This is a genomic window from Flavisphingomonas formosensis (genome assembly GCF_009755815.1).
GTDB lineage: Bacteria > Pseudomonadota > Alphaproteobacteria > Sphingomonadales > Sphingomonadaceae > Flavisphingomonas > Flavisphingomonas formosensis.
Genome location: NZ_WRPK01000009.1, coordinates 261,455 through 280,325, shown reverse-complemented (window position 1 = coordinate 280,325; position 18,871 = coordinate 261,455). Strand labels below are relative to the sequence as shown.

The following is an 18,871-nucleotide window of genomic DNA, read 5'->3' as shown; positions in this document are numbered from 1 at the left end:
ACACTGATGATGAATGTCATTTCCAGATATCTTTCGGTTTCGTCCTAGCTAGGCGCCGGCCGGGACGTTGTCCGAAGATGAGAGAGCCGCGATTTTCGCAGCACGCAGCTGGCTGCGCCGTACCTTTCCCGCTTCGTCTCGGAGCGGCTCATCGGTGAATTCATAGCTTGCCGGCAATTTATATCGGGCAAGCTTCGTCGCCAGGAAGGCGCCTAGCGCCTCCACCGTGACCGGTTCTGCCGCCGCCAGCGACGGCCGCACGATTGCATGTACGCGCGCACCGAGATCGGGGTCGGGAAGTCCGATCACCACCGCCAGGTCCACACCCGGATGTTCGGACAACGCATTCTCGATTTCCGCCGGATAGACATTCATGCCCCCGCGCAGGATCAGATCCGCACGACGGTCGGCGATGTAGAGATAGCCCTCCTCATCCAGCCAACCGAAATCGCCGATGGTCTCGTAACCATCCTTTGAGCGATGCGGTTCGGCGCCGAGATAGTGATAGGTCGATCCCGCACCCGTAAACGGGAGGAGATGGATTTCACCTACCTCACCCGGCGGTAGTTGCTCGCCATCCTCGCTCAGGATACGGATATCGCAGTTGATCGGGCGCCCCACCGACCCGCGATGCGTCAGCCATTCAGCGCCGTTGAGAATGGTGTTGCCCTGCCGCTCCGTGCCGCCATAGATTTCCCAAATCTTTTCCGGCCCGATCCAATCGATCCACGCTTCCTTAAGCCAGGCGGGCATGGGCGCGGCGGTGTGCCAAACGGCCTGAAGCGACGACAGATCGTAGCGCGACCGAGTCTCTTCGGGCAACGCCCAGATGCGGCTCATCATGGTCGGCACCAAATTTGCCCATTCGACTTCATAACTCTCGATCAGGCGCAGCGTCTCCTCAGCATCGAAGCGCGGCATGCTGATGACGCTGTTTCCATGATGCAGCGCCATCGACATGAAGGTGAACGGTGCGTTGTGGCATAGCGGACCGGCGTTGAGCACTGTTCCGCCCTGGGGCAGATTGAGCAGGGGCTGACTGATGTCCGTGGCGCCCGGCCCCATGTCGACGATCATCTTTGGCCGTCCCGACGAGCCGCCCGACGTCATGGCTTTCCAGTGACTTCCAATGATCGAGGATAGTGGTTCGTCACTGCCCTCCTGGAGGCCATAGTCAGCGGGCAGCGCCCCCGTTGTCGCGCGGATGGCGGGATCCGACGCGAAAACAGCTCGTGGACGGGCAAGATCAAGCACCGCCTTCATTTCGTTCGCTGGTAGCCGCGCCGAGATGCAGGATGGCGTAGCTCCAAGCTTCCAGAGCGCAAAGGAGAGCTCGAAGACCGCATTTTCATTTGGCAGCACGAGCGCCACGATATCGTCCTTGCCGATACCGAGACCTTTCAGGGCCCATGCCCTTCGATTGATGCGTGTGGCCATCTCCGCCCAGGAAAGCCGGTCGTTCTGATGGACGACACAAAGGCGTTTGCCCCCGAGGCGCTCGGCATACAGAGCAGGGATATCGCCCATCGCGACTAGGTTCATGCATCACTCCAATTTGAGCAACTTCTGCCGTCGGAAACGACGCGCTCTTGGCCGGATGCTACGCGGGGGCGGCTGGGCCAAACAGAGCCCCTTGCGGCATTCCCGGTATAACATCGCAGTTATGGCTTGATCTTCAGAGGCGGCTCTTCTTTATGCCTCCCAGAGGTTGATATGAACATTTTGAGCCTGCGCTACTTCCTGAAAATCGCCGAGCACGGGAGCATCACACGCGCCGCAGCTGAGTTGCACATCACGCAGCCCGCGCTCACACGACATGTGGCGCATCTTGAAGATCATCTGCGTGTGAAACTTCTGATGCGACATGGACGCGGTGTACGGCTCACAGAGCCCGGTCGCCTGCTCACGACGCGCGCCCAGGCGATCCTGGCCGATATCGATATCCTTTCCGAGGAGTTGCTGGCTCGACAGACGGAGCCTCAGGGAGAGCTTTCGGTGGGCCTGCCATGGTCATGGTCGGAGGGCATCACCGCGCCGGTCGTGAAGCAGTTCAATGAGCTATACCCCGATGTTCGTCTCAAGGTGATCGCAGACTCGAGCGAAACGCTCGAAGGCATGCTCAAATCGCAGTATCTCGATTTTGCGGTGCTCACCATGGTCGAGGACGATCCCGAAATTGACTCCAGCCCGGTAGCGAATGACGCGGCGTTCTTGTTCGGCCCCAAGGGTTGTGGCCTAGCCGAGCTTAACGAAATCTCGATGGCCGACTTGGCGGAACAGCCGACCATCCGGCAATACAACGCTACCGTTGTGGCTAAGCGGACCGACCAGCGGTTGGCGAAACTTGGGCGGTCGCAAAACGTCGTGATCAAGACCAGCGCGTCGATGATGCTGGAGCTGTCTGAGCTTGGGCTCGGTTATGTGGTGATGACCGGATGCGCCATGGGGTCCAAGCGGTACGAGCTGGAGGCGGTGGCAATCGCTGATCTCTCGGTCACATGGACCATTAGTACGTTGCGCATGCATCCCAAGACAGCGGCGGTGAATGCGTTCGAGGCGCTCCTGCGCCAAGCCATTCGAGCCCGGGTGGACGCCGGCGGCTGGCCGGGCGTCACGTTAATTGAAGGCGCGGTTTGAGGGCGAGGGCAAGATCGGGTTACCGCCGGATCTTTCGACTTATAAAATCAGGTTCACTCCTGAATCCAGTCTCGCGCGAGCCTCGGGGCGCACCGTGCGAACAGGATCGCACTCGGAAGATAAAGGCTCACAACGGCCAGTATCGAGATTTTCAGCGCGTCAGCGCCGAACAGGGGCATCAGCCAGTCCGATAGCAAGCCTAGAAGGATGACGCCCACGCCTATTCCGACGCTGTTATTGATTAGGAGATAGGCCGCAATCCCGGTAGAGCGCTGACGGGGAGGCACCAAATGCTGCACCGCTGCATATACCGGCGTCGAATAGGCAAATGTCATTGCCATCCCACGAACAGAAATGGCGTTGCCAAAGCGGCTGTCGAGGCGGTCAGTGCGAGCGCGTAGGCTGGAATGGCGATCAGGCCAGCGGCGGCGGGCAATAGAGCGCAAATCTGGCGGTGCGGGCCAAGCCGATCGACGATCCAACCACTCGCCCAGTTTCCGGCTACACCGGCGGATGCGGTCACGACTCCGAACAGGATGGCCCGCTCTTTCAACACTAGGCCATGAGTGCGCTCGAGAAATGAGGGTAGCCAGAAAAGCACGCCCTGCAGGACCATCGAGCTCAAGGCCGCGGCCGTAGTCAGAAGCCAGAAACTGCTTGAGGAAAGTAGGCGCTTGAGGGGGCTCCTGCGGTCTGCTGCAGATATTTCGGATACCCCCGTGTGCGCTCGGTCGACAGACAAGCCGGCCGGATCATGCACCGTCCAGCGGAACACCGGCACGAAAAGGCATCCGAGCACGCCTGCGATCAAGAAGGCTGCGCGCCAGTCTAGCGCGTCAGCCACCATCGCGGCGGCCAGGGGACCCAAGGCAACGCCAAGAGGCGCGGCGAAATTGAGTAGCGCAGTGGCGCGCGCACGCTGATTGGCCGGATAGTAAGCGCAAACCAGCGAAAAGGATGGGGCAGTGCCGCCTGCCTCACCGAAACCGACACCCAAGCGGCACAGGAAAAGCTGGGTCGCATTCTGGACAAGCCCACAAGCGGCAGTAAACAGGCTCCAAAGGCCCAGGCTGATTGTAATCACCCACGCTCGGCTCCAACGGTCTGCGAGCCATGCGAGAGGGGGGCTGCAGCTCGCATAGAATAAGGCGAAGGCTACCCCACCCATGAAACCGAGTTGCATGTCGGAGAGCTGCAGGTCGGCTTTGACCGACCCAGCTAGAATGGAAAGAAGCTGGCGATCCGCGGTGTTGAACCCATAGGCGATCGCCAGCGCAAGGAGTGCTGCTCGCCGTTGCGCACTGGTTGGCTTATGCAAAATGCCTTTCTCGGCTGGTCTGCGCGACACCTGTGCATCCCGTTCAGTCACAAGTTGATACTGAGCGGTGTCAACCTCACTGCCCCGTCACATCGCGCAGAAACGCGATCGAGCGATCTTCCGCTGCCCGGGCGATGCCACTTGGGAAACCGACGAAATTATGGATGCCGCCCGGGTAAACTGCGAGATCGCTGCGGTTCCGAGATGCTAGCCATCGCATGTGCATGAAGAGGGAATCGTCCAGCAGCGGGTCCTGCGTACCGATCGTGAACAGAGCCGGACACAGACCGTCGAGATTGGCGTACATCGGTGAGATCTCAGGCCCCGCGAGATCTGCGTCGCCCGCGAAGGCGCGCGCATAGCTGCGCAGATCCGTTGTCCTTGGCGCGATGCGCTCATCGCCGAACATCCGGGCGCTCGGCGTCAGCGTAAGATCGAAGAAGCCGAAGACGAGGTTCGCGCCGTAAAGGACGATATTGTGCTTGTCGCGGAGGCGCAGCAGCGTGACGACCGAGAGATGCGCTCCCGAAGACTCGCCGCCGATCGTGACGATTTCGGTGCCGAACATTATCTTGGCGTTTGTAAGGAGCCAAAGGGCGGCCGCCTCGCAATCGTCAGGCGCAGCCGGATAGGGATGCTCAGGCGTGAGCCGATATTCGACGCTCACACAGGCCAGTTGAGCGCGGTCCGCGATCGCCTCGAGCCTTGGGTCTTGGAGATCGGCGCCACCCATGAACCAGCCCCCCCCGTGAAAATGGAGGTAGACGCCCTTTGGTTTGGCCGGCGCGATGATCCGAAGCGCGATCGGCCCTCCAGGACCGGGAACTTCGATTACGCGGGCGCGCGGCGAGTGATCAACCGAAAGGTAGACGCCGCCCCCTTGCGACCGCGCTTCGCGAATCCTCCTTGCTGCTTCCGGTTTCCACGGCGGAATCTGTGCCAGGCGCGCTCGGGCGTCGGCATGGATTTTGAGCAGGTCGTCATCCAGGTCGGTCTCGTCGAACCGCCAGCTGGCGTCTCGGCTCATTACCGGAGATACTCGGGATAGCGCGGCATGGACTCCCAGTCGGCACGTTCATGCTGGATGATGATGCGAGCGCCCAGCTCGCGCGCCAGATCCTCAATCCGTGCCATGGATTCGAAGGTCTGCCGGCGATCCGTGTTGTTGGATGGGATGTTGCGAGTGGTCCTGCAACGGCAGGTATACCATAGATCACCGGTAAAGATGACAGGCCCGCTCTGCGGCAGATTGACGAGCAGCGCTGCATGGCCGGGCGTATGACCTGGCGTGCGGAGAATGACGACCGAGCCATCGCCAAAAACATCATGATCCGAGGTGAATGTGCGCACCTGCGCGCGTTCGAGCGCATCGTAGTTCTTGAATTCCTTGCTCTGGCGCGCATCGGCGCGGAACATGAAGTCGCGCTCGGCCTCGTCCACGATCCAGGTGGAGCCCCTGAAGAGGTTCGCGTTCCCGGAGTGGTCGAGATGCGAGTGGGACAGGGTAAAGTAATCGATATCCTGGGGATCGATGCTCATTTCGCTGAGCTGCTGCGCCAGTTTTTTGGGCAGCGACCAGATCGATCGCCCGGAGTTATAGCCTGAGGGTAGGTCAGCCAGACTGTCCTCAAAGCCGCAATCCCACATCAACCTGCCCAGGGGATGGACAACGAGATAGCACGGGTTGGCCATGTCCCAGTGCTCACCTCTGTAATTACCGTCGGCGGAGAAGATGCTTGCGTCTTCGGTTACCAGTCGGCCGCCATCAAGAACGTAAACCTTTAGATCCATGGCCTCGCGATCCTCTCTTGGGCGGTCGGTAACACGCAGAACGCGCTACCGACCGGACCGTCACCGCTTACTTCAAATGCGCCAGAAGCGTGATGCCGTACGTGCGCGGGGGCGCTTGCAAGGTCCAGTCTCCACGACCCTGCACCTCGGCTTCGGATCTGAAGTATCGAGCGTTCGTCAGGTTCTTGCCCCAAACCCGAACCTGATACTTGCCTCCGACGAGATCCCAGGTGATGGTCGAATTCAGCAAGGTGTAGGATGGCTGGCGCAAACGGTTGTCCGGATGCCAGAAAAAGCCATCATTGTATACGGCGTTAACCGAGGCCGTGATCGCATTTTCTCCCAATTCAAAGCGATATTCGCCACCAATGTTGCCGGTGAATTTAGGCGCCGCGACCAGATCATTGCCGCTCGCATTGATGGTTGACCCTACGCCGTTCATCGTCACGGCTGGCGCGCTCAGGAAGTCGCGATATTCCGTGTCGAGCACAGATGCACCCGCACGGAGGGTAAACCCGTGCGTAACTGCCGCCTCAAGTTCGGCTTCAACGCCCTTGATGCGGGCGTTGGCAGCGTTGAGGATTAGATTACCAACAAGAACGGTTTTTTGCAGCTGGATATCTTTATAGTTGTAGTAGAATCCGGCGAGATTAAATCGCACGCGCCGGTCGAATAGGTAGGATTTCAGACCCACCTCGTAAGCATCGACGACCTCAGGGTTGTAGCTTGGAATATTCTGGAGCGCCGGCACCTTGTTGAGTGATGCAGTGTCGAGAAGATTGTAGCCGCCGCTTTTGAATCCCCGGTTATAGCTAGCGTAGACCATCACGCCGTCGGTCAGCTTCTGGTCAATCGCGATCCGCCAGGTCAGCTTCTTGTGATTTGTCGAGAAGCTTGCCGCGTTTGCCGGCGTCGTGAGGTTTATCGACCTCATTGCCTGGTCTTCCGTCGTCCAGCGCAACCCGCCGGTGATAGAGGTGCCGGAGTCCAGTCTCAGGGTTGCCTGGCCATACCCCGCCCATGCCTTGGTCGTCTGCTCGGCATTCCAGAAGAAACCACCGCCAATCGAGTGCCAGGGCCGATATCCGCCTGCGTTGTCGAAATAATAGAGACCGACCACCCAGTCGAAATTGCCCTTGTTCTGATTGCTGAGCTGGAACTCCTGCGACCAGTTCCGCGCGTAGCTGAAATACTCCGACCCGCCAATCGTGAGAGGCCCCTGGTCGGAGTCGAGGACGAAGTTTGAACGGAGTTGCCTGCGCGACGTGATCGACGTCAGCTTGACGCTCCCGAGATCCTGCTCGACGCGTAGCGAACCGCCCCAGCTCTTGGTGTTGACGGACGTCAGGAGATTTCCGGTAGAATTATATGGTCCGGCGTACAGCTCGCGACCATAGGCCGGCGATATGACACCTGGCCCATATTGATAAGAGTCGTTGTTGTAGGACCGAGAATAGTCGCCGCTCAGAACGATTTTAGTTCCATCTGCCGGAGTCCACAGCAATTTGCTGCGGAAGCCGACATTGTCACTGCGGAAAATATCTTTGTTCAGAGTGATGTTGCGACCGAACCCGTCCAGTTGGTTCTGGTAGATCGCCGCGAAGTCAACCGCCAAGGTCTTCGTGAGGCCGGTAGTTCCGTAGAAAGACCCGCTGATTGTGTTGTAGTTGCCATAGCCCACGCTGAAATCGGCGGAGGGCGTGTGGCTGGGGTCCCGCGTCACGATCTGAATCACACCGCCGGTCGCGTTGCGGCCGAACAGCGTGCCCTGGGGGCCCTTCAGCACCTCGATCCGTTCGATATTGTTGAAGGAAAAGAAATTGCCCTGCGGCGACGAAATGTAGACCCCGTCGATGTAGGTGGCCACCGAAGGCTCGGACGTCGGGTCGGCGAGGTTCGAACCTACACCGCGCAGGTAAATGCTGCCGAAGTTGGAGGTCTGGTTGATCTGCAAGCTCGGCGCGATTGCGGTCAGCGCCAAGGTGCCGGTGATGCCTTGCGTCGCCATTCGCTCGGAGGTGATCGCTGTCACCGCGATCGGCACGTTCTGCAGGTTTTCGCTGCGCCGCTGCGCGGTCACGACGATATCCTGAACTTGTGCCTCATCGTTCGAAGACGCCTGCTGCGCGAAAGCGGACGCCGGCGTCAAAGCCGTGCACAAGAGAAATCCATATATCAGCCTGGATGCGGGCAGCTTGTTCAGCACCTGCTTCTCAGAAAATCGAGCGTCTTTCATATTTCCCCTCCAACTGGTTTTATCTGAATTTCAAATGCGCCTGGGTTATCCCTCGGAAGATCTTTGGCTTATTTAGCAAGGGAAGTCCGAAGATCTCTTTTGGGTAACGCTCTCGCATCTCAGCTCCTCATCTGGACGTCCTGGACCTTGAGAGTCTGGACATTCTGCTCTGGAGTTGGACACTATGACGATGCCTCCATCAGAACCATCGTGCTTTTCATTATGGAAGCGATACCGGTGCCCCGAGCATAGGCCTCGCACCGGCAAGATCGGGTGGGAATGTCTCATTGAGAGTGTTCCGCCATCCACCTTGAGCCGGGCGATCGGCATTGGAAGAGACGCGTCGGACAATGGGTGGACGATAGCCAACCTTTGCACCTGAATTGCTTTGCGGCAGCTTGGCTTGGACAACCCATCCCGCGAAGAGTGATGCCTCATGATGCCGCCAGCCGCTTCAGGGTCCGATCGCGCAGTTCGCTTCGACGCACTTTGCCGGCATCGTCACGAAGATCCTCTTCCGTGAATTCGTAGGATCTCGGTGTCTTCGATCGTACCAAGCGTTGCTCGACGAACGTTCGAAGCGAGCCTTCGTCGAGGTTCGTTCCACCCGCCTTGCGCCTGATGACGGCATGGGGGACCGATCCCATATCCTCATGGGGAATGCCGATCACTACGGCACTGTCGACATCCGGATGTTCCATGAGAGCACTTTCGACTTCGGCCGGATAGATGTTGGCACCGCCGCTGATGATGAGGTCGGTCCGCCGATCGGCCAGGAACAGATAGCCGTCGTCGTCGAGCCAGCCATAGTCGCCGATCGTCTCATAACCATCAGCCGCGCGGCGGGGCTCTGCTCCCAGATAGTGGTAGGTGTTACCGGGCCCAGCATCCGGGCGCATGAACACTTCTCCGATCTCGCCGGCGGGTAGCTGGCCGCCGCTTTCGTTGAGGATCCGGATGTCGCAATTGTAGGCACGACCCACAGAACCGCGATGACACAACCACTCGCCGCCGCTCAGGATGGCGTTGCCCTGCCGCTCGGTGCCGCCGTAGATTTCCCAGACTTTGTCCGCCCCAATCCAGCCGATCCAGGCTTCCTTGAGCCAAGCGGGCATGGGCGCGGCGCTATGCCATACCGCCTCCAGCGACGAGATGTCATAGCGATCGCGCACCGCTTCTGGTAACCGCCAGATACGGCTCATCATCGTTGGCACCATCATCGCCCAGGAAACACGGTGCGTATCAATCAGGCGAAGAGCGCCCTCGGCATCGAACTTCGCCATGCTGACTATGCTGTTGCCGCGATGAAGCGCCCCGACGGTGAAGCGAAAGGGCGCATTATGGTAAAGCGGGCCGGGATTTAGGACTGTTTTGTCCTGGGGGACGTTAAGAAGCGGGGCGAATGGATCGATTTCGGCAGGCTGGTGATCAACAATGATCTTGGGGCGCCCTGTTGATCCGCCGGATGTCATTGCCTTCCAATAGGTGCCTACGGTGGAAGGAACCCGAGTGTCACCGCCTTCATCGAGACCGAAGCACGGCGGCAGCGATGGAATTGATTCAAGAATGGCCGGGTCGGAAGCGAAGACGAGCTTTGGCCTCGCGAGTTCGAGAACGGCAGTGAATTCGGTGATGGGCAGGCGGTAGGACAATAGCGACGGCGTAGCTCCCACTTTCCAACAGGCAAAGGCGAGTTCGTAAAGCGCATTGCAATTGGGCAGGCTGATAGTGATCACGTCATCCTTGCCCACACCTCGCGCCCGTAGCGCATTCGCGCGCCGGTTGACGCGCCGGGCAAGGTCTCCCCAGGTCAGTTGGTCATCATCGTGAATGACGGCAATGCGGGTGTCGCCGAGGCGATTTGCGTGAAATTCGGGAATATCCCCCATTGGCATCAACATTTGAGCTTCTCTCGTTTTCGTCGCCTTTAGCGACGGCACTGGAACCAGCGGCGGCGTCTCCGGCGGGATAGTGGCTTTCCCACATGCTTATTGCGTTGGGGCTCCGACCGTTGAGGCGGCAGATGGCGCGACTTGCGATACTTCGAGCGGAGTACACGTCGCCGCAGTGAGGCGGTTCATCGTCATATAGTATCCGATGGCAAGGATCGCTTCGACGAGCTCCCGATGAGAGTAGCGCCGCGCCGCCGCCCTGAACGTGATATCATCGACCTGCCCGCCACGGATGACCTGGGCACCATAGGCGAGCAGGGCCCGCTCATCCGCGCTGAACGCCTTGGACGCGATATCGCCTTTCCCAAGGGCGTCGATCTTCGCCTTGGTTGCGCCGTGCCGCTCCGCAATCGGTACATGCTGCCGCCATACATATTCGCCGCCATCAAGATGTGCGGCGAGAAGGACGAGCAGCTCCCGCGACAGCGCGTCCAAATCCTGTTGGCTGTTGACCGACCGCCCAAGCTGGAGCTGTTCGACGACGCAGCCCTGCGCATGGGCCATCATGCCCACGATGTTGAGTTTTCCTGGACGGGATCTGAGCGCATCGCCCACCGGCCCCTCCAGCGACTCGATGTCCACAAGCGGAACCCGGACCATCCTCTGCTCCCGAACTGTCGGTCGTTGCACCCGTAGACGGCGATTGCGCGCCCTATTCAGACTTCTCGGCGGTTCGATAGTCGCCGAACTTGCCGTCGCGCGCATCGAGGGCGCCGGTGATGTTCTTGCGCAGCGAGTCGTAATATTCCTTCACTTCGGGAATGAAGATCGCCTGCGCCTGAATCTCGGCGCCCGCGCGGACGCCGGCTCGGATGCCCATGATCTCCATTTGCCGGTGCACCGCGCGCTTGTTCATCTGCTGCAGCGCAGGCGGCACCTTCGTCAGTCGCTCGGCCATAGCCAAAACCTCGGCTTCCAGCGCCTCCAACGGAAAGGCGCGATTAGCAAAGCCTGCCTCGACGGCCTCCGTGCCGGTCAGATAATCACCGGTGAGCATCATCTCCATGGCGCGGCGCATACCCATCAGCCAGGGGAAGACCTGGTTGTCAGGAGGGCTCATCATCCGCACCGGGGGATAACCGATCTGCGCGTCGTCGGCGACATAGACCAGGTCGCAGGACGAGGCGAGCTCCGTACCGCCCGCGAGGCAATAGCCGTGCACTTGAGCGATGACCGGCGTGGCCAAATCCCAGATGCGAAAGCAGCCCTCGACCACATGCCGCGACCAGAGGCCGATGCCTCGTGCGGTATGGTAGGGCCAGCGGTCACGCTTGAACGAGAGATCATAGCCCGACGAGAAGCATTTGCCGGCGCCGCGAATGATGATGACGCGAACGTCCTCATCGACGTCCGCCGCTTCCAGCGCCCGAAAGAGCTCGATCCTAAGATCGTTGCTCATCGCGTTGCGCTTTTCCGGCTTGTTGAGCGTGATCCGCTGAACGAACGGCGCCGGCTGATCGATGAGGATATATTCGTGTTCCGACGACGCTTCGGCCATGGCCATTCTCTCTCCGCACTTACGACTAGCTGCACCGAGGCTATGGCCATCGGAACGCATCAACCACCTCAAAATTCGTGATCGAAGCCATGCCATAAGACCGGTCAGAGACCCCAGGAGGCTTTCGCTCCGCGGTTAACCGGCCAGAATTCCGGGAGTTTCGCTCGCCGCACGATAGAGGCGGGGTCGATGGAAGCCGCCTCGATCGGTCGCGGGAGAGCCATAAGGCAAGAAAGGCGTTTTTCCTTTATACCGGCTGCGCTATCAACGTCCAAAGGAGAGGACGCACCGTGAACATTCGTAGCCTGCGGTATTTCATGAAGGTCGCCGAATATGGCAATGTCACGCGCGCGGCCGCCGATCTTCACCTCACCCAGCCTGCGCTCACGCGGCATATCGCATTGCTCGAGGACGAGCTTCAGGCAAAGCTGCTGATGCGCCATGGGCGGGGGGTCCAGCTGACCGAAGCTGGGCGGCTGGTGATCGAGAGGGCCGGAATCCTGATCGCCCAGATCGAGGACCTCGCGGACGAGCTCGCGGCCAGGGAGACAGAGCCGCAAGGCGAGCTGTCGGTGGGCCTGCCCTATGCCTTCTCGCAAATCGCGGTTGAGGTGCTATCGCGCTTCAGGGAACTGCATCCTGCGGTGCGCGTGCGCTGCATCATCGATTCCAGCGAGACCCTGGAGGGGATGCTGAAATCCCATTATATCGACGCCGCTGTCCTTACGATGCTGGAGGACGACGCAGAGATCGAAACCCGCGTTCTCGCCAACGACAATCAGTTCCTTCTTGGCCCCAGGGAGTCCGATCTCAAGGATCTCGATCATGTGCCGATGACGGAACTGGCCCACCGCCCCATCATTAGGCAGCATAACGCCACTGTAAGCCTGAAGCGCATGAGCCAGAAGCTCTCGCGACATGGACTTGCGGTCAATACGGTGATCCAGACGAGCTCATCGATGCTGCTGGATCTCGTCGAGGCGGGTCAAGGATATGTCGTGATGCCCGGCTGCGCGTTGACCCTTCGGGGGCATAATGTTCAGGCTGTACGCATCGAGGGGCTGACCACCGTCTGGACGTTCGGGCGGCTCAAGACCCGGCCCCGGACCGCTGCGATCGATGTTTTCGACAATCTGCTACGCGAGGTCATCAAACCGAAGGTCGCCTCCGGCGAATGGCCGGCGGTCACCCTTGTGGATGTTTGACGACTGAGGCGGCCGCGCCGGCGCGCGCCATAGCCAGCTCCAGATGGGCACCGCTGTCCATGATCAACGTCTCGCCGGTCACCAGATTGGCGCCTTCAGCGCAAAAGAACAGGATGCCATCCGCCACTTCTTCCGCAGTTCCAGCATGGCCGAGGGGGAGAATGTCGCTCATGCGCTGCAGGAGCGCTTCATAGTCCGCCGCCGAGAGCCGGTCCTCATACCAACGCGTTGCGATGAAGCCGGGGCAAACGACGTTCACCCGGATGATGGGCGCAAGCGCCCGAGCCATGGTTTTGGTGAGATTGATCAATGCGCCCTTCGACGAGGAATAGGCCGTCGAAGATCCGCCGCCGAAAAGCCCTGCGATCGACGCCACGTTGACGACCGCCCCCCTCCCGGCCGCCTTCATGGCGGGTTGGGCTGCACGGATCATCTGATAGGCCCCGACAAGATTGGTGCGGTAGATGGACAGAAAGTCATCGGCCGAAAGCGCATCGAGATCGGAATGCGCGGCGAATTTCGTCGCACCGGCATTGTTCACGAGCATGTCGATGGAACCGCCTAAGTCGAGCGCCATCTGCGCAAGACGCCTGCAATCCTGATCCTCGCCTACATCGCCTTTTGCTGCGATCGCCTTGACGCCCAGCGCCTGGCAACGCGCGGTCGTCTGTTCCGCTTCCGCGGCGCTCGAGCGATAATTCACTACGACATTGGCGCCACGCTCAGCGAGTTTGAGCGAAACCGCTTCGCCGATGCCGGTGCCGCCGCCGGTGACAATCGCAGTCTTGCCGCGCAAATCCATCCTCATCACCCCAATCTCGGTACTTTCTTAAAACGCGTAGGAGGTTTCGACCCTGCCGAAGCCTTCGAATTCGGCGACGATCTCTACGCCCTTCTCGGCCGTCAGAAGACCGGTGGGCGAGAGGGTAGCCAGCAACTGCCCCTTCTTGACGCCCTGGAGCGACCGAAGGAGATTGACGCCCACGAATATCAGGATGAACGGATCTTTGACCGGGTGGCCACCGGTCTCATCCGACACGATCTTCCCATCGAAGGTCGTCACGATCCGCATCTTCAAGAAATCCAGCGCGCGCCAATTTGGATCGGCGTCTCCCACCACGAAGCCGCCGCTCAGCGTGTTGTCCGCATAGATCTGCGGATCCTTCTGTCCCAGCAGGCTTGCAAAGTCGGCGCTGAAGCGCGTGGCGAGATACTCGAACGCCGGGACGGCTACGACAGCGCTTGCGACTTCCTCATAGCTATAGGGCTCCTCGCGCGGCGGCAAATCCCGCTCGGCGCGGAAGAGTATTTCCGGCTCGATCAGGTGAAGATTGGCGACATCGGGGGTGATCGGGGTGCCATTTGGAAGCACGTTGAAGATCGGCGCGAAGAGATTGGGCTGTGTGGCCTTAAACGGGAAATAGCATTTGTAACCCTGCACAGGCCGATCCAGGCTTTTCGGAAGCACGCTGAGGATTTGCTGGGCATCGGCAATGGACGCTGGCCGACAGGATTCTGGCAAGCGCTCCAGCGTTATTTCGCCGCGATAGAGGGATGCAATGAGATTTGCGGCTTCGATCGCCTGACTATTTTCCATACCGACACCCAGTTAGCTGACGTGATTTGCCCGAAACGTCCGCGTTGCCTTCTGCGAGAGACGTAACTGACTCGAAGAATGACCCGCGTTGGATCGAGGAGGTGGATCACCAGGGGCAGACCCTATCTGCCTCGCCGCCGATCGATAGCAGCGCTTTTTCTGATCGCTTTCATAAGACCTGGCGACGTCGCGCGGCCTTCCGGCGCGGCAGGTGGCTCGGCGCGCCAGCGCGACGTCCACCGCCCGCAGACCGACATGCTGCACGGTGCAACGATGGCGCAGGGCCCTCACTGCGTCGCCTGTACAGCGGGTTTTCCTAGCGTCGAGCCCCCGTCGATGACGAGTTGCGCACCGGTCACATGCCGGGATTCATCGGACGCGAAGTAAAGGACGCCGTAGGCCACATCCAGCGCTTCTCCAAGGCGCCCCAGAGGCACCAGTTCTTCGAAGCGTTGACGCGCTTGCGCGCCGGAAATGTCCATATCTCTTTCGATCTTGTCGAACAGCCCCTGCAGGATGGGCGTCGCCGTATATCCAGGGTGGATCGAATTGCACCGGATGCGCAGTGGCGCGCCAAATTGTGCCACGGAGCGCGTGAATTGCGCGACACCGGCCTTCGAGAAGCCGTAAGCGGCGTTCATCGATGTCGGTGTCGCGGAGGCCACCGACGACATGTTGACGATCGATCCGCCGGCCGCGGCGCGCATGGCGGCGATGCCATATTTGCACCCCAGAAACGTCCCCTCGCCGTTCACGCGCAGCATCTGCCGCCAGTCGTCCAGCAGGGCTACGTCAGGGGTTGAAGGGTGTGGCGCATTGCCGATACCCGCATTGTTGACCAGAATGTCGAGATGCCCCTCGCGCTCGAGAACCTCTTGGGTTAGGGCGCGCCAGCCCTCCTCATCCGTGACATCATGCCGGACAAAGCGGGCGCTCCGCCCGAGCGCCTGCGCATAGGTCTCACCTTCGGGAGACAGGTCGGTCAGGATTACCTGTCCCCCCTCTTCCACAAACAGCTTCGCGATCGCAGCGCCTATTCCCGAGGCCGCACCAGTTACGATCGCGACCTTGTTGGAGAGCCGTCCCATGTCCTACCGCTCCCCCGCTTCGCCGCGCTCTGCGACAACAGCCTCCCCGCGAACGACCTCGCCCACCTCCGGGACTTCGACCCACACGGCCAGTCGCAAGCACCGCTCGCCAGCGACTTCCGTTCGTTCCAGGATCTCGGCAAAATAGGTCGGCGTCGCCAGAATGGGCGTGATGTTTGTGAAGCGCACGTTCCAGCGCCGGATCGTAGACGGCCCGGCCCAATCGGCCAACATCTTGCCCACCTGCGCCATCAGCAGCATGCCCGGCACGATGACGTCCTCGAACCCTTTGGCCTTGGCGATGTCGCTGTCGATATGAATGGGATTATGATCACCGGAACCTCCGGCGAAAAGTGCAAGCTGCGCCCGCGTGAAGGCGTGTCCGCCGACCGGAGGCAGCCGGTGTGGAAGCGCAAGGTCGGAGGGGATAAGATCGGTCATATCGATCATGCGTTCTGGATGACACCGACCATCCGCGCGCGAACGCAGAGTTCGCTTCGCTGATTGGTGAGTTCGGTTTCGACGACAACGAAAGAGAGTCTTCCGCCCTTTTTTTCGTATTGGTCGACCACCCTTCGCTGCAGCAAGAGTTCATCTTCCGCATAGATGGGGTGAAAAGACTCGAATGCCTGCTCCCCATGCAGGAGGTGCTCGGGGTCGATGCCAAGCTCCTCCGACCAGCTTTCGGAACCGAAGGCCAGGACACCCAGCGAATAGGAAAAAGTCGGCGGCGCCAACGGCGCAGGCAGGCCCGCAGCCTCCGCGGCCGCTCTGTCGAAGTATATCGGGTTGGTTTCGCCAATCGCCTTGGCGAAGAGCTTCAACTGGCCTAGTTCAACGCGGATCCTGCGCTGCGACAAGCCATTCGCTTCTGCCTCATGTTCCATCGGCATCCTCTCTGTTGAGGAGACCTATCGAGCATGAGGGCGAAAAACAGACACGAAATCCTTATGTCCCCGATAAGCAAGGCGCCGAGATTGGCATGTGGCGCGCTCGCTCTGCCGGGACCTGCCCAGTCGCATCGGAGCCATAAAGATATCGACGCTGGTACCACGCTCAGGGCGCTGTAGTCAGACGGCACGCACGACCGTCCACAAGCGCTGCGCGAACGCACGGCGCGTCCAGCCGATCAATTGAGGGCATTGGATCAGATGACCGACTATTGTCCTTTCGATTGGCAGGATCCCTTTCGGCTTGAAGACCAACTCTCAGCCGAAGAGGGAGCGATACGCGATCTGGCACGGGACTATTGCCAGACGGAGCTTCAACCGCGGATCCGCGAAGCCTTTCGCAACGAGAGTTTCGATCGGTCGATTATGACCGAGCTGGGGAAACTCGGATTGCTCGGATCGACGTTGCCAAGTGAATATGGCGGCGCGGCGGCAAACCATGTCGCTTATGGCCTCATCGCTCGCGAAGTCGAACGGGTCGATAGTGGCTACCGGTCGGCGATGAGCGTCCAATCCTCCCTCGTCATGCATCCGATCTATACTTACGGTTCAGAAGAGCAGCGCCTGAGATATCTGCCCAAGCTGGCCAGCGGCGATCTGGTCGGCTGCTTCGGCTTGACGGAGCCCGGCGCAGGCTCGGATCCGGGCAGCATGACCACGCGCGCGGTTGCGGTCGACGGCGGCTTCAGACTGAGCGGAACGAAGACATGGATCACCAATAGCCCGATCGCGGACATCGCGCTCGTTTGGGCCAAGCTGGACGGCAGGGTTAGAGGCTTCATCGTCGAGGCAGGCACGCCCGGCTTTTTGGCGCCGAAGATCGAGGGGAAACTCGCCTTGCGCGCATCCATCACCGGCGAGCTGGTTCTCGACGACGTCTTCGTGCCGAACGCCGCACTTCTCCCGAATACCTCGGGCCTCGGCGGCCCGTTCGGTTGCCTCAACAAGGCGCGCTATGGCATCGCCTGGGGCGCGCTTGGCGCTGCCGAAAGCTGCTGGTTTGCGGCGCACGGATACGGAATGGATCGCAAGCAGTTCGATCGTCCATTGGCCAACACGCAACTCTATCAAAAGAAGCTGGTCGATATGCAGGTCGAAATCGCGCTGGGGCTTCAAGCTTGCCTGCGGGTCGGCCGGTTGCTGGACGAAGGACGCGCCTCGCCCGAGATGATCTCAATCATCAAGCGCAACAGTGCGGGGAAAGCGCTCGCCATCGCGCGGGAGTCGCGCGACATGCATGGCGGAAACGGCATTTCCGACGCATTCCCCGTGATGCGCCACATGTGCAATCTCGAAGTCGTGAACACTTATGAGGGCGCTCACGACATCCACGCCCTCATCCTGGGTCGCGCGCAGACTGGCTTGCAGGCCTTTTTTTGACTGAGGCGACCGCGCCGCTTGCGGGCTTGCGGCTCCTCGATCTGTCGCGGGTATTGGCAGGCCCATGGGCTACGCAGTTGCTCGCGGATCTCGGCGCGGAGGTCATCAAGATCGAGAAGCCCGGCGAGGGCGACGAGACGCGAAGCTGGGGCCCGCCGTGGCTTGACGTCGATGGCGCGCGCGAGGCGTCCTATTTCCTCGCCGCAAACCGCGGAAAACGTTCAGTCTGTGCCGATCTTGCCCGCCCCGAAGGCGCCCGCTTGATCGCGCGCCTCGCGGCAACAAGCGACGTCCTCGTCGAAAATCTCAAGGTCGGCACGCTGGCTCGCTACGGTCTGGACTATCGCTCGCTCGCGGCGGTGAACCCTGCGTTCGTCTATTGCTCCATCACCGGCTTCGGTCAGGACGGCCCTCATGCCGACCGACCTGGCTACGATTTCATCATTCAGGCGATGGGGGGGCCTGATGAGCCTGACGGGCGCGACCGGCGGCGAGCCAATGCGCGCGGGCGTCGCAGTAATCGACCTGATGACCGGCTTGTATGCGGCCAACGCAATTCAGGCAGCCATTCGTCATCGCGAGCGCACCGGCCTGGGTCAGGCCATCGACTTGGCATTGCTCGACGTGCAGGTTGCGACACTTGCCAATCAGGCGCTCGGCTATCTGGTCTCGGGCCGCAATCCGCACCGTTGGGGCAATGCCCACCCCAGCATCGTGCCCTATCAGTCGTTCGCAACCATGGACGGCGATATCGCGCTCGCGGCCGCTAATGACGGCCAGTTTTCCAGATTGTGTAATTCGATCGGCGCGCCAGAGCTTGCAGCCGACCCGCGCTACGCCAGGAATACCGACCGCGTGAGCAACCGCGCGGGTCTCATCGCCCGGCTTCAGACCATCCTGGCGGACGGAACCACCGCGCACTGGCTGCGCAAGCTCGAAACGGCCGGGGTTCCCGCCGGGTCGGTCAACGATATTGCCGCGGTATTCGCAGACCCTCAGGTGATCCATCGCGGCATGCGAACCGCTTTGCCGCATCCCACCTTGAAAGAGGTTCCGGAGGTGCGATCACCGATCCGGCTATCCGAATCCCCTGTGGGCGCCAAGTCCGCTCCACCGCCGCTGGGGCACGACACGCGTGCGGTCCTCTCAGAACGGCTCGGCCTCGAACAGGCCACGTTGGACGAACTCTGCGCACAAGGCGTCATCGGGTGAGCTGAAG

At 60.5% G+C, this 18,871-nt stretch carries 18 protein-coding genes and 1 pseudogene; 5 read left to right on the top strand and 14 right to left on the bottom strand.

The genetic code is table 11. From position 1 onward, the window contains the following. Positions 1-48: 48 nt before the first annotated feature. Positions 49-1,542, bottom strand: a complete 1,494-nt coding sequence (locus tag GQY20_RS23385) for an AMP-binding protein (RefSeq protein ID WP_157219551.1) — start codon at positions 1,540-1,542, stop codon at positions 49-51. A gap of 171 nt (positions 1,543-1,713) precedes the next feature. Between GQY20_RS23385 and GQY20_RS23380 the strand changes: the two genes are divergently transcribed. Continuing rightward, positions 1,714-2,637, top strand: a complete 924-nt coding sequence (locus tag GQY20_RS23380; protein ID WP_157219550.1) for a LysR family transcriptional regulator — start codon at positions 1,714-1,716, stop codon at positions 2,635-2,637. A 53-nt stretch (positions 2,638-2,690) separates the two neighbouring features. On the opposite strand, the gene GQY20_RS23375 is transcribed toward GQY20_RS23380, so the two are convergent. From GQY20_RS23375 to GQY20_RS23340, 8 genes are all read right to left on the bottom strand, one after another. Further along, positions 2,691-2,972, bottom strand: coding sequence for a hypothetical protein (locus tag GQY20_RS23375; protein WP_157219549.1), 282 nt, complete (start codon positions 2,970-2,972; stop codon positions 2,691-2,693). Beyond that, positions 2,969-3,985 (bottom strand): MFS transporter, encoded by a 1,017-nt coding sequence (locus tag GQY20_RS23370; protein ID WP_157219548.1) that lies wholly within the window; start codon positions 3,983-3,985, stop codon positions 2,969-2,971. The genes GQY20_RS23375 and GQY20_RS23370 overlap by 4 nt, the downstream gene beginning before the upstream one ends. Positions 3,986-4,031: 46 nt before the next feature. Beyond that, on the bottom strand, positions 4,032-4,982 hold the full coding sequence (locus GQY20_RS23365; protein WP_157219547.1) for an alpha/beta hydrolase: 951 nt from the start codon (positions 4,980-4,982) through the stop codon (positions 4,032-4,034). Continuing rightward, complete coding sequence (locus GQY20_RS23360; protein WP_157219546.1) at positions 4,982-5,746, bottom strand: N-acyl homoserine lactonase family protein; 765 nt, start codon at positions 5,744-5,746, stop codon at positions 4,982-4,984. Before GQY20_RS23360 ends, GQY20_RS23365 begins: the two co-directional genes overlap by 1 nt. A 67-nt stretch (positions 5,747-5,813) precedes the next feature. Next, complete coding sequence (locus GQY20_RS23355) at positions 5,814-7,982, bottom strand: TonB-dependent receptor (protein ID WP_157219545.1); 2,169 nt, start codon at positions 7,980-7,982, stop codon at positions 5,814-5,816. A gap of 434 nt (positions 7,983-8,416) precedes the next feature. Further along, complete coding sequence (locus GQY20_RS23350; RefSeq protein WP_157219544.1) at positions 8,417-9,883, bottom strand: AMP-binding protein; 1,467 nt, start codon at positions 9,881-9,883, stop codon at positions 8,417-8,419. An 87-nt stretch (positions 9,884-9,970) separates the two neighbouring features. After that, positions 9,971-10,534 (bottom strand): carboxymuconolactone decarboxylase family protein, encoded by a 564-nt coding sequence (locus tag GQY20_RS23345; RefSeq protein WP_157219543.1) that lies wholly within the window; start codon positions 10,532-10,534, stop codon positions 9,971-9,973. Between the two features lie 52 nt (positions 10,535-10,586). Beyond that, positions 10,587-11,528, bottom strand: a complete 942-nt coding sequence (locus tag GQY20_RS23340; RefSeq protein ID WP_232476210.1) for an enoyl-CoA hydratase-related protein — start codon at positions 11,526-11,528, stop codon at positions 10,587-10,589. Between the two features lie 194 nt (positions 11,529-11,722). Between GQY20_RS23340 and GQY20_RS23335 the strand changes: the two genes are divergently transcribed. Then, a complete protein-coding gene (locus tag GQY20_RS23335; RefSeq protein ID WP_198351160.1) occupies positions 11,723-12,637 on the top strand; it encodes a LysR family transcriptional regulator in 915 nt (304 codons plus the stop codon). Here GQY20_RS23335 and GQY20_RS23330 read toward each other — a convergent pair. The 5 genes from GQY20_RS23330 to GQY20_RS23310 all read right to left on the bottom strand — a co-directional run bounded on the left by GQY20_RS23330 (position 12,618) and on the right by GQY20_RS23310 (position 16,215). Next, on the bottom strand, positions 12,618-13,439 hold the full coding sequence (locus tag GQY20_RS23330; protein ID WP_157219541.1) for an SDR family NAD(P)-dependent oxidoreductase: 822 nt from the start codon (positions 13,437-13,439) through the stop codon (positions 12,618-12,620). The two genes, GQY20_RS23335 and GQY20_RS23330, sit on opposite strands and share 20 nt — an antisense overlap. A gap of 27 nt (positions 13,440-13,466) precedes the next feature. Continuing rightward, on the bottom strand, positions 13,467-14,078 hold the full coding sequence (locus GQY20_RS23325; protein WP_157219540.1) for a hypothetical protein: 612 nt from the start codon (positions 14,076-14,078) through the stop codon (positions 13,467-13,469). A 443-nt stretch (positions 14,079-14,521) separates the two neighbouring features. After that, positions 14,522-15,322 (bottom strand): glucose 1-dehydrogenase, encoded by an 801-nt coding sequence (locus GQY20_RS23320; protein WP_157219539.1) that lies wholly within the window; start codon positions 15,320-15,322, stop codon positions 14,522-14,524. A 3-nt stretch (positions 15,323-15,325) separates the two neighbouring features. Beyond that, positions 15,326-15,772 carry a MaoC/PaaZ C-terminal domain-containing protein gene (locus tag GQY20_RS23315; RefSeq protein ID WP_198351158.1) on the bottom strand — a complete coding sequence of 149 codons (447 nt, stop codon included), beginning with the start codon at positions 15,770-15,772 and terminating at the stop codon, positions 15,326-15,328. Continuing rightward, positions 15,769-16,215: a MaoC family dehydratase N-terminal domain-containing protein gene (locus GQY20_RS23310; RefSeq protein ID WP_198351157.1), complete on the bottom strand. Its 447-nt coding sequence runs from the start codon at positions 16,213-16,215 to the stop codon at positions 15,769-15,771. Before GQY20_RS23310 ends, GQY20_RS23315 begins: the two co-directional genes overlap by 4 nt. Positions 16,216-16,473: 258 nt before the next feature. Here GQY20_RS23310 and GQY20_RS23305 point away from each other — a divergent pair, with 258 nt between their 5' ends. The 3 genes and pseudogenes from GQY20_RS23305 to GQY20_RS32965 all read left to right on the top strand — a co-directional run bounded on the left by GQY20_RS23305 (position 16,474) and on the right by GQY20_RS32965 (position 18,864). After that, positions 16,474-17,652: an acyl-CoA dehydrogenase gene (locus tag GQY20_RS23305; protein ID WP_157219537.1), complete on the top strand. Its 1,179-nt coding sequence runs from the start codon at positions 16,474-16,476 to the stop codon at positions 17,650-17,652. Next, positions 17,649-18,056: pseudogene (locus tag GQY20_RS32970) on the top strand (CoA transferase); the annotation flags it as partial. The gene GQY20_RS23305 and the pseudogene GQY20_RS32970, both read left to right, overlap by 4 nt. Positions 18,057-18,117: 61 nt before the next feature. After that, a complete protein-coding gene (locus GQY20_RS32965) occupies positions 18,118-18,864 on the top strand; it encodes a CaiB/BaiF CoA transferase family protein (RefSeq protein WP_332836110.1) in 747 nt (248 codons plus the stop codon). Positions 18,865-18,871: the final 7 nt, after the last annotated feature.

Excerpts from the sequence above, each read along its gene's own strand:
- GQY20_RS23385 (WP_157219551.1), bottom strand. The coding sequence starts at position 1,542 with ATGAACCTAGTCGCGATGGGCGATATCCCTGCTCTGTATGCCGAGCGC.
- GQY20_RS23320 (WP_157219539.1), bottom strand. The coding sequence starts at position 15,322 with ATGGGACGGCTCTCCAACAAGGTCGCGATCGTAACTGGTGCGGCCTCG.
- GQY20_RS23305 (WP_157219537.1), top strand. The coding sequence starts at position 16,474 with ATGACCGACTATTGTCCTTTCGATTGGCAGGATCCCTTTCGGCTTGAA.
- GQY20_RS23365 (WP_157219547.1), bottom strand. The coding sequence starts at position 4,982 with ATGAGCCGAGACGCCAGCTGGCGGTTCGACGAGACCGACCTGGATGAC.
- GQY20_RS23345 (WP_157219543.1), bottom strand. The coding sequence starts at position 10,534 with ATGGTCCGGGTTCCGCTTGTGGACATCGAGTCGCTGGAGGGGCCGGTG.
- GQY20_RS23350 (WP_157219544.1), bottom strand. The coding sequence starts at position 9,883 with ATGTTGATGCCAATGGGGGATATTCCCGAATTTCACGCAAATCGCCTC.
- GQY20_RS23360 (WP_157219546.1), bottom strand. The coding sequence starts at position 5,746 with ATGGATCTAAAGGTTTACGTTCTTGATGGCGGCCGACTGGTAACCGAA.
- GQY20_RS23310 (WP_198351157.1), bottom strand. The coding sequence starts at position 16,215 with ATGCCGATGGAACATGAGGCAGAAGCGAATGGCTTGTCGCAGCGCAGG.
- GQY20_RS23330 (WP_157219541.1), bottom strand. The coding sequence starts at position 13,439 with ATGGATTTGCGCGGCAAGACTGCGATTGTCACCGGCGGCGGCACCGGC.
- GQY20_RS23340 (WP_232476210.1), bottom strand. The coding sequence starts at position 11,528 with ATGGCATGGCTTCGATCACGAATTTTGAGGTGGTTGATGCGTTCCGAT.
- GQY20_RS23380 (WP_157219550.1), top strand. The coding sequence starts at position 1,714 with ATGAACATTTTGAGCCTGCGCTACTTCCTGAAAATCGCCGAGCACGGG.
- GQY20_RS23315 (WP_198351158.1), bottom strand. The coding sequence starts at position 15,772 with ATGATCGATATGACCGATCTTATCCCCTCCGACCTTGCGCTTCCACAC.
- GQY20_RS23375 (WP_157219549.1), bottom strand. The coding sequence starts at position 2,972 with ATGACATTTGCCTATTCGACGCCGGTATATGCAGCGGTGCAGCATTTG.
- GQY20_RS23355 (WP_157219545.1), bottom strand. The coding sequence starts at position 7,982 with ATGAAAGACGCTCGATTTTCTGAGAAGCAGGTGCTGAACAAGCTGCCC.
- GQY20_RS32965 (WP_332836110.1), top strand. The coding sequence starts at position 18,118 with ATGAGCCTGACGGGCGCGACCGGCGGCGAGCCAATGCGCGCGGGCGTC.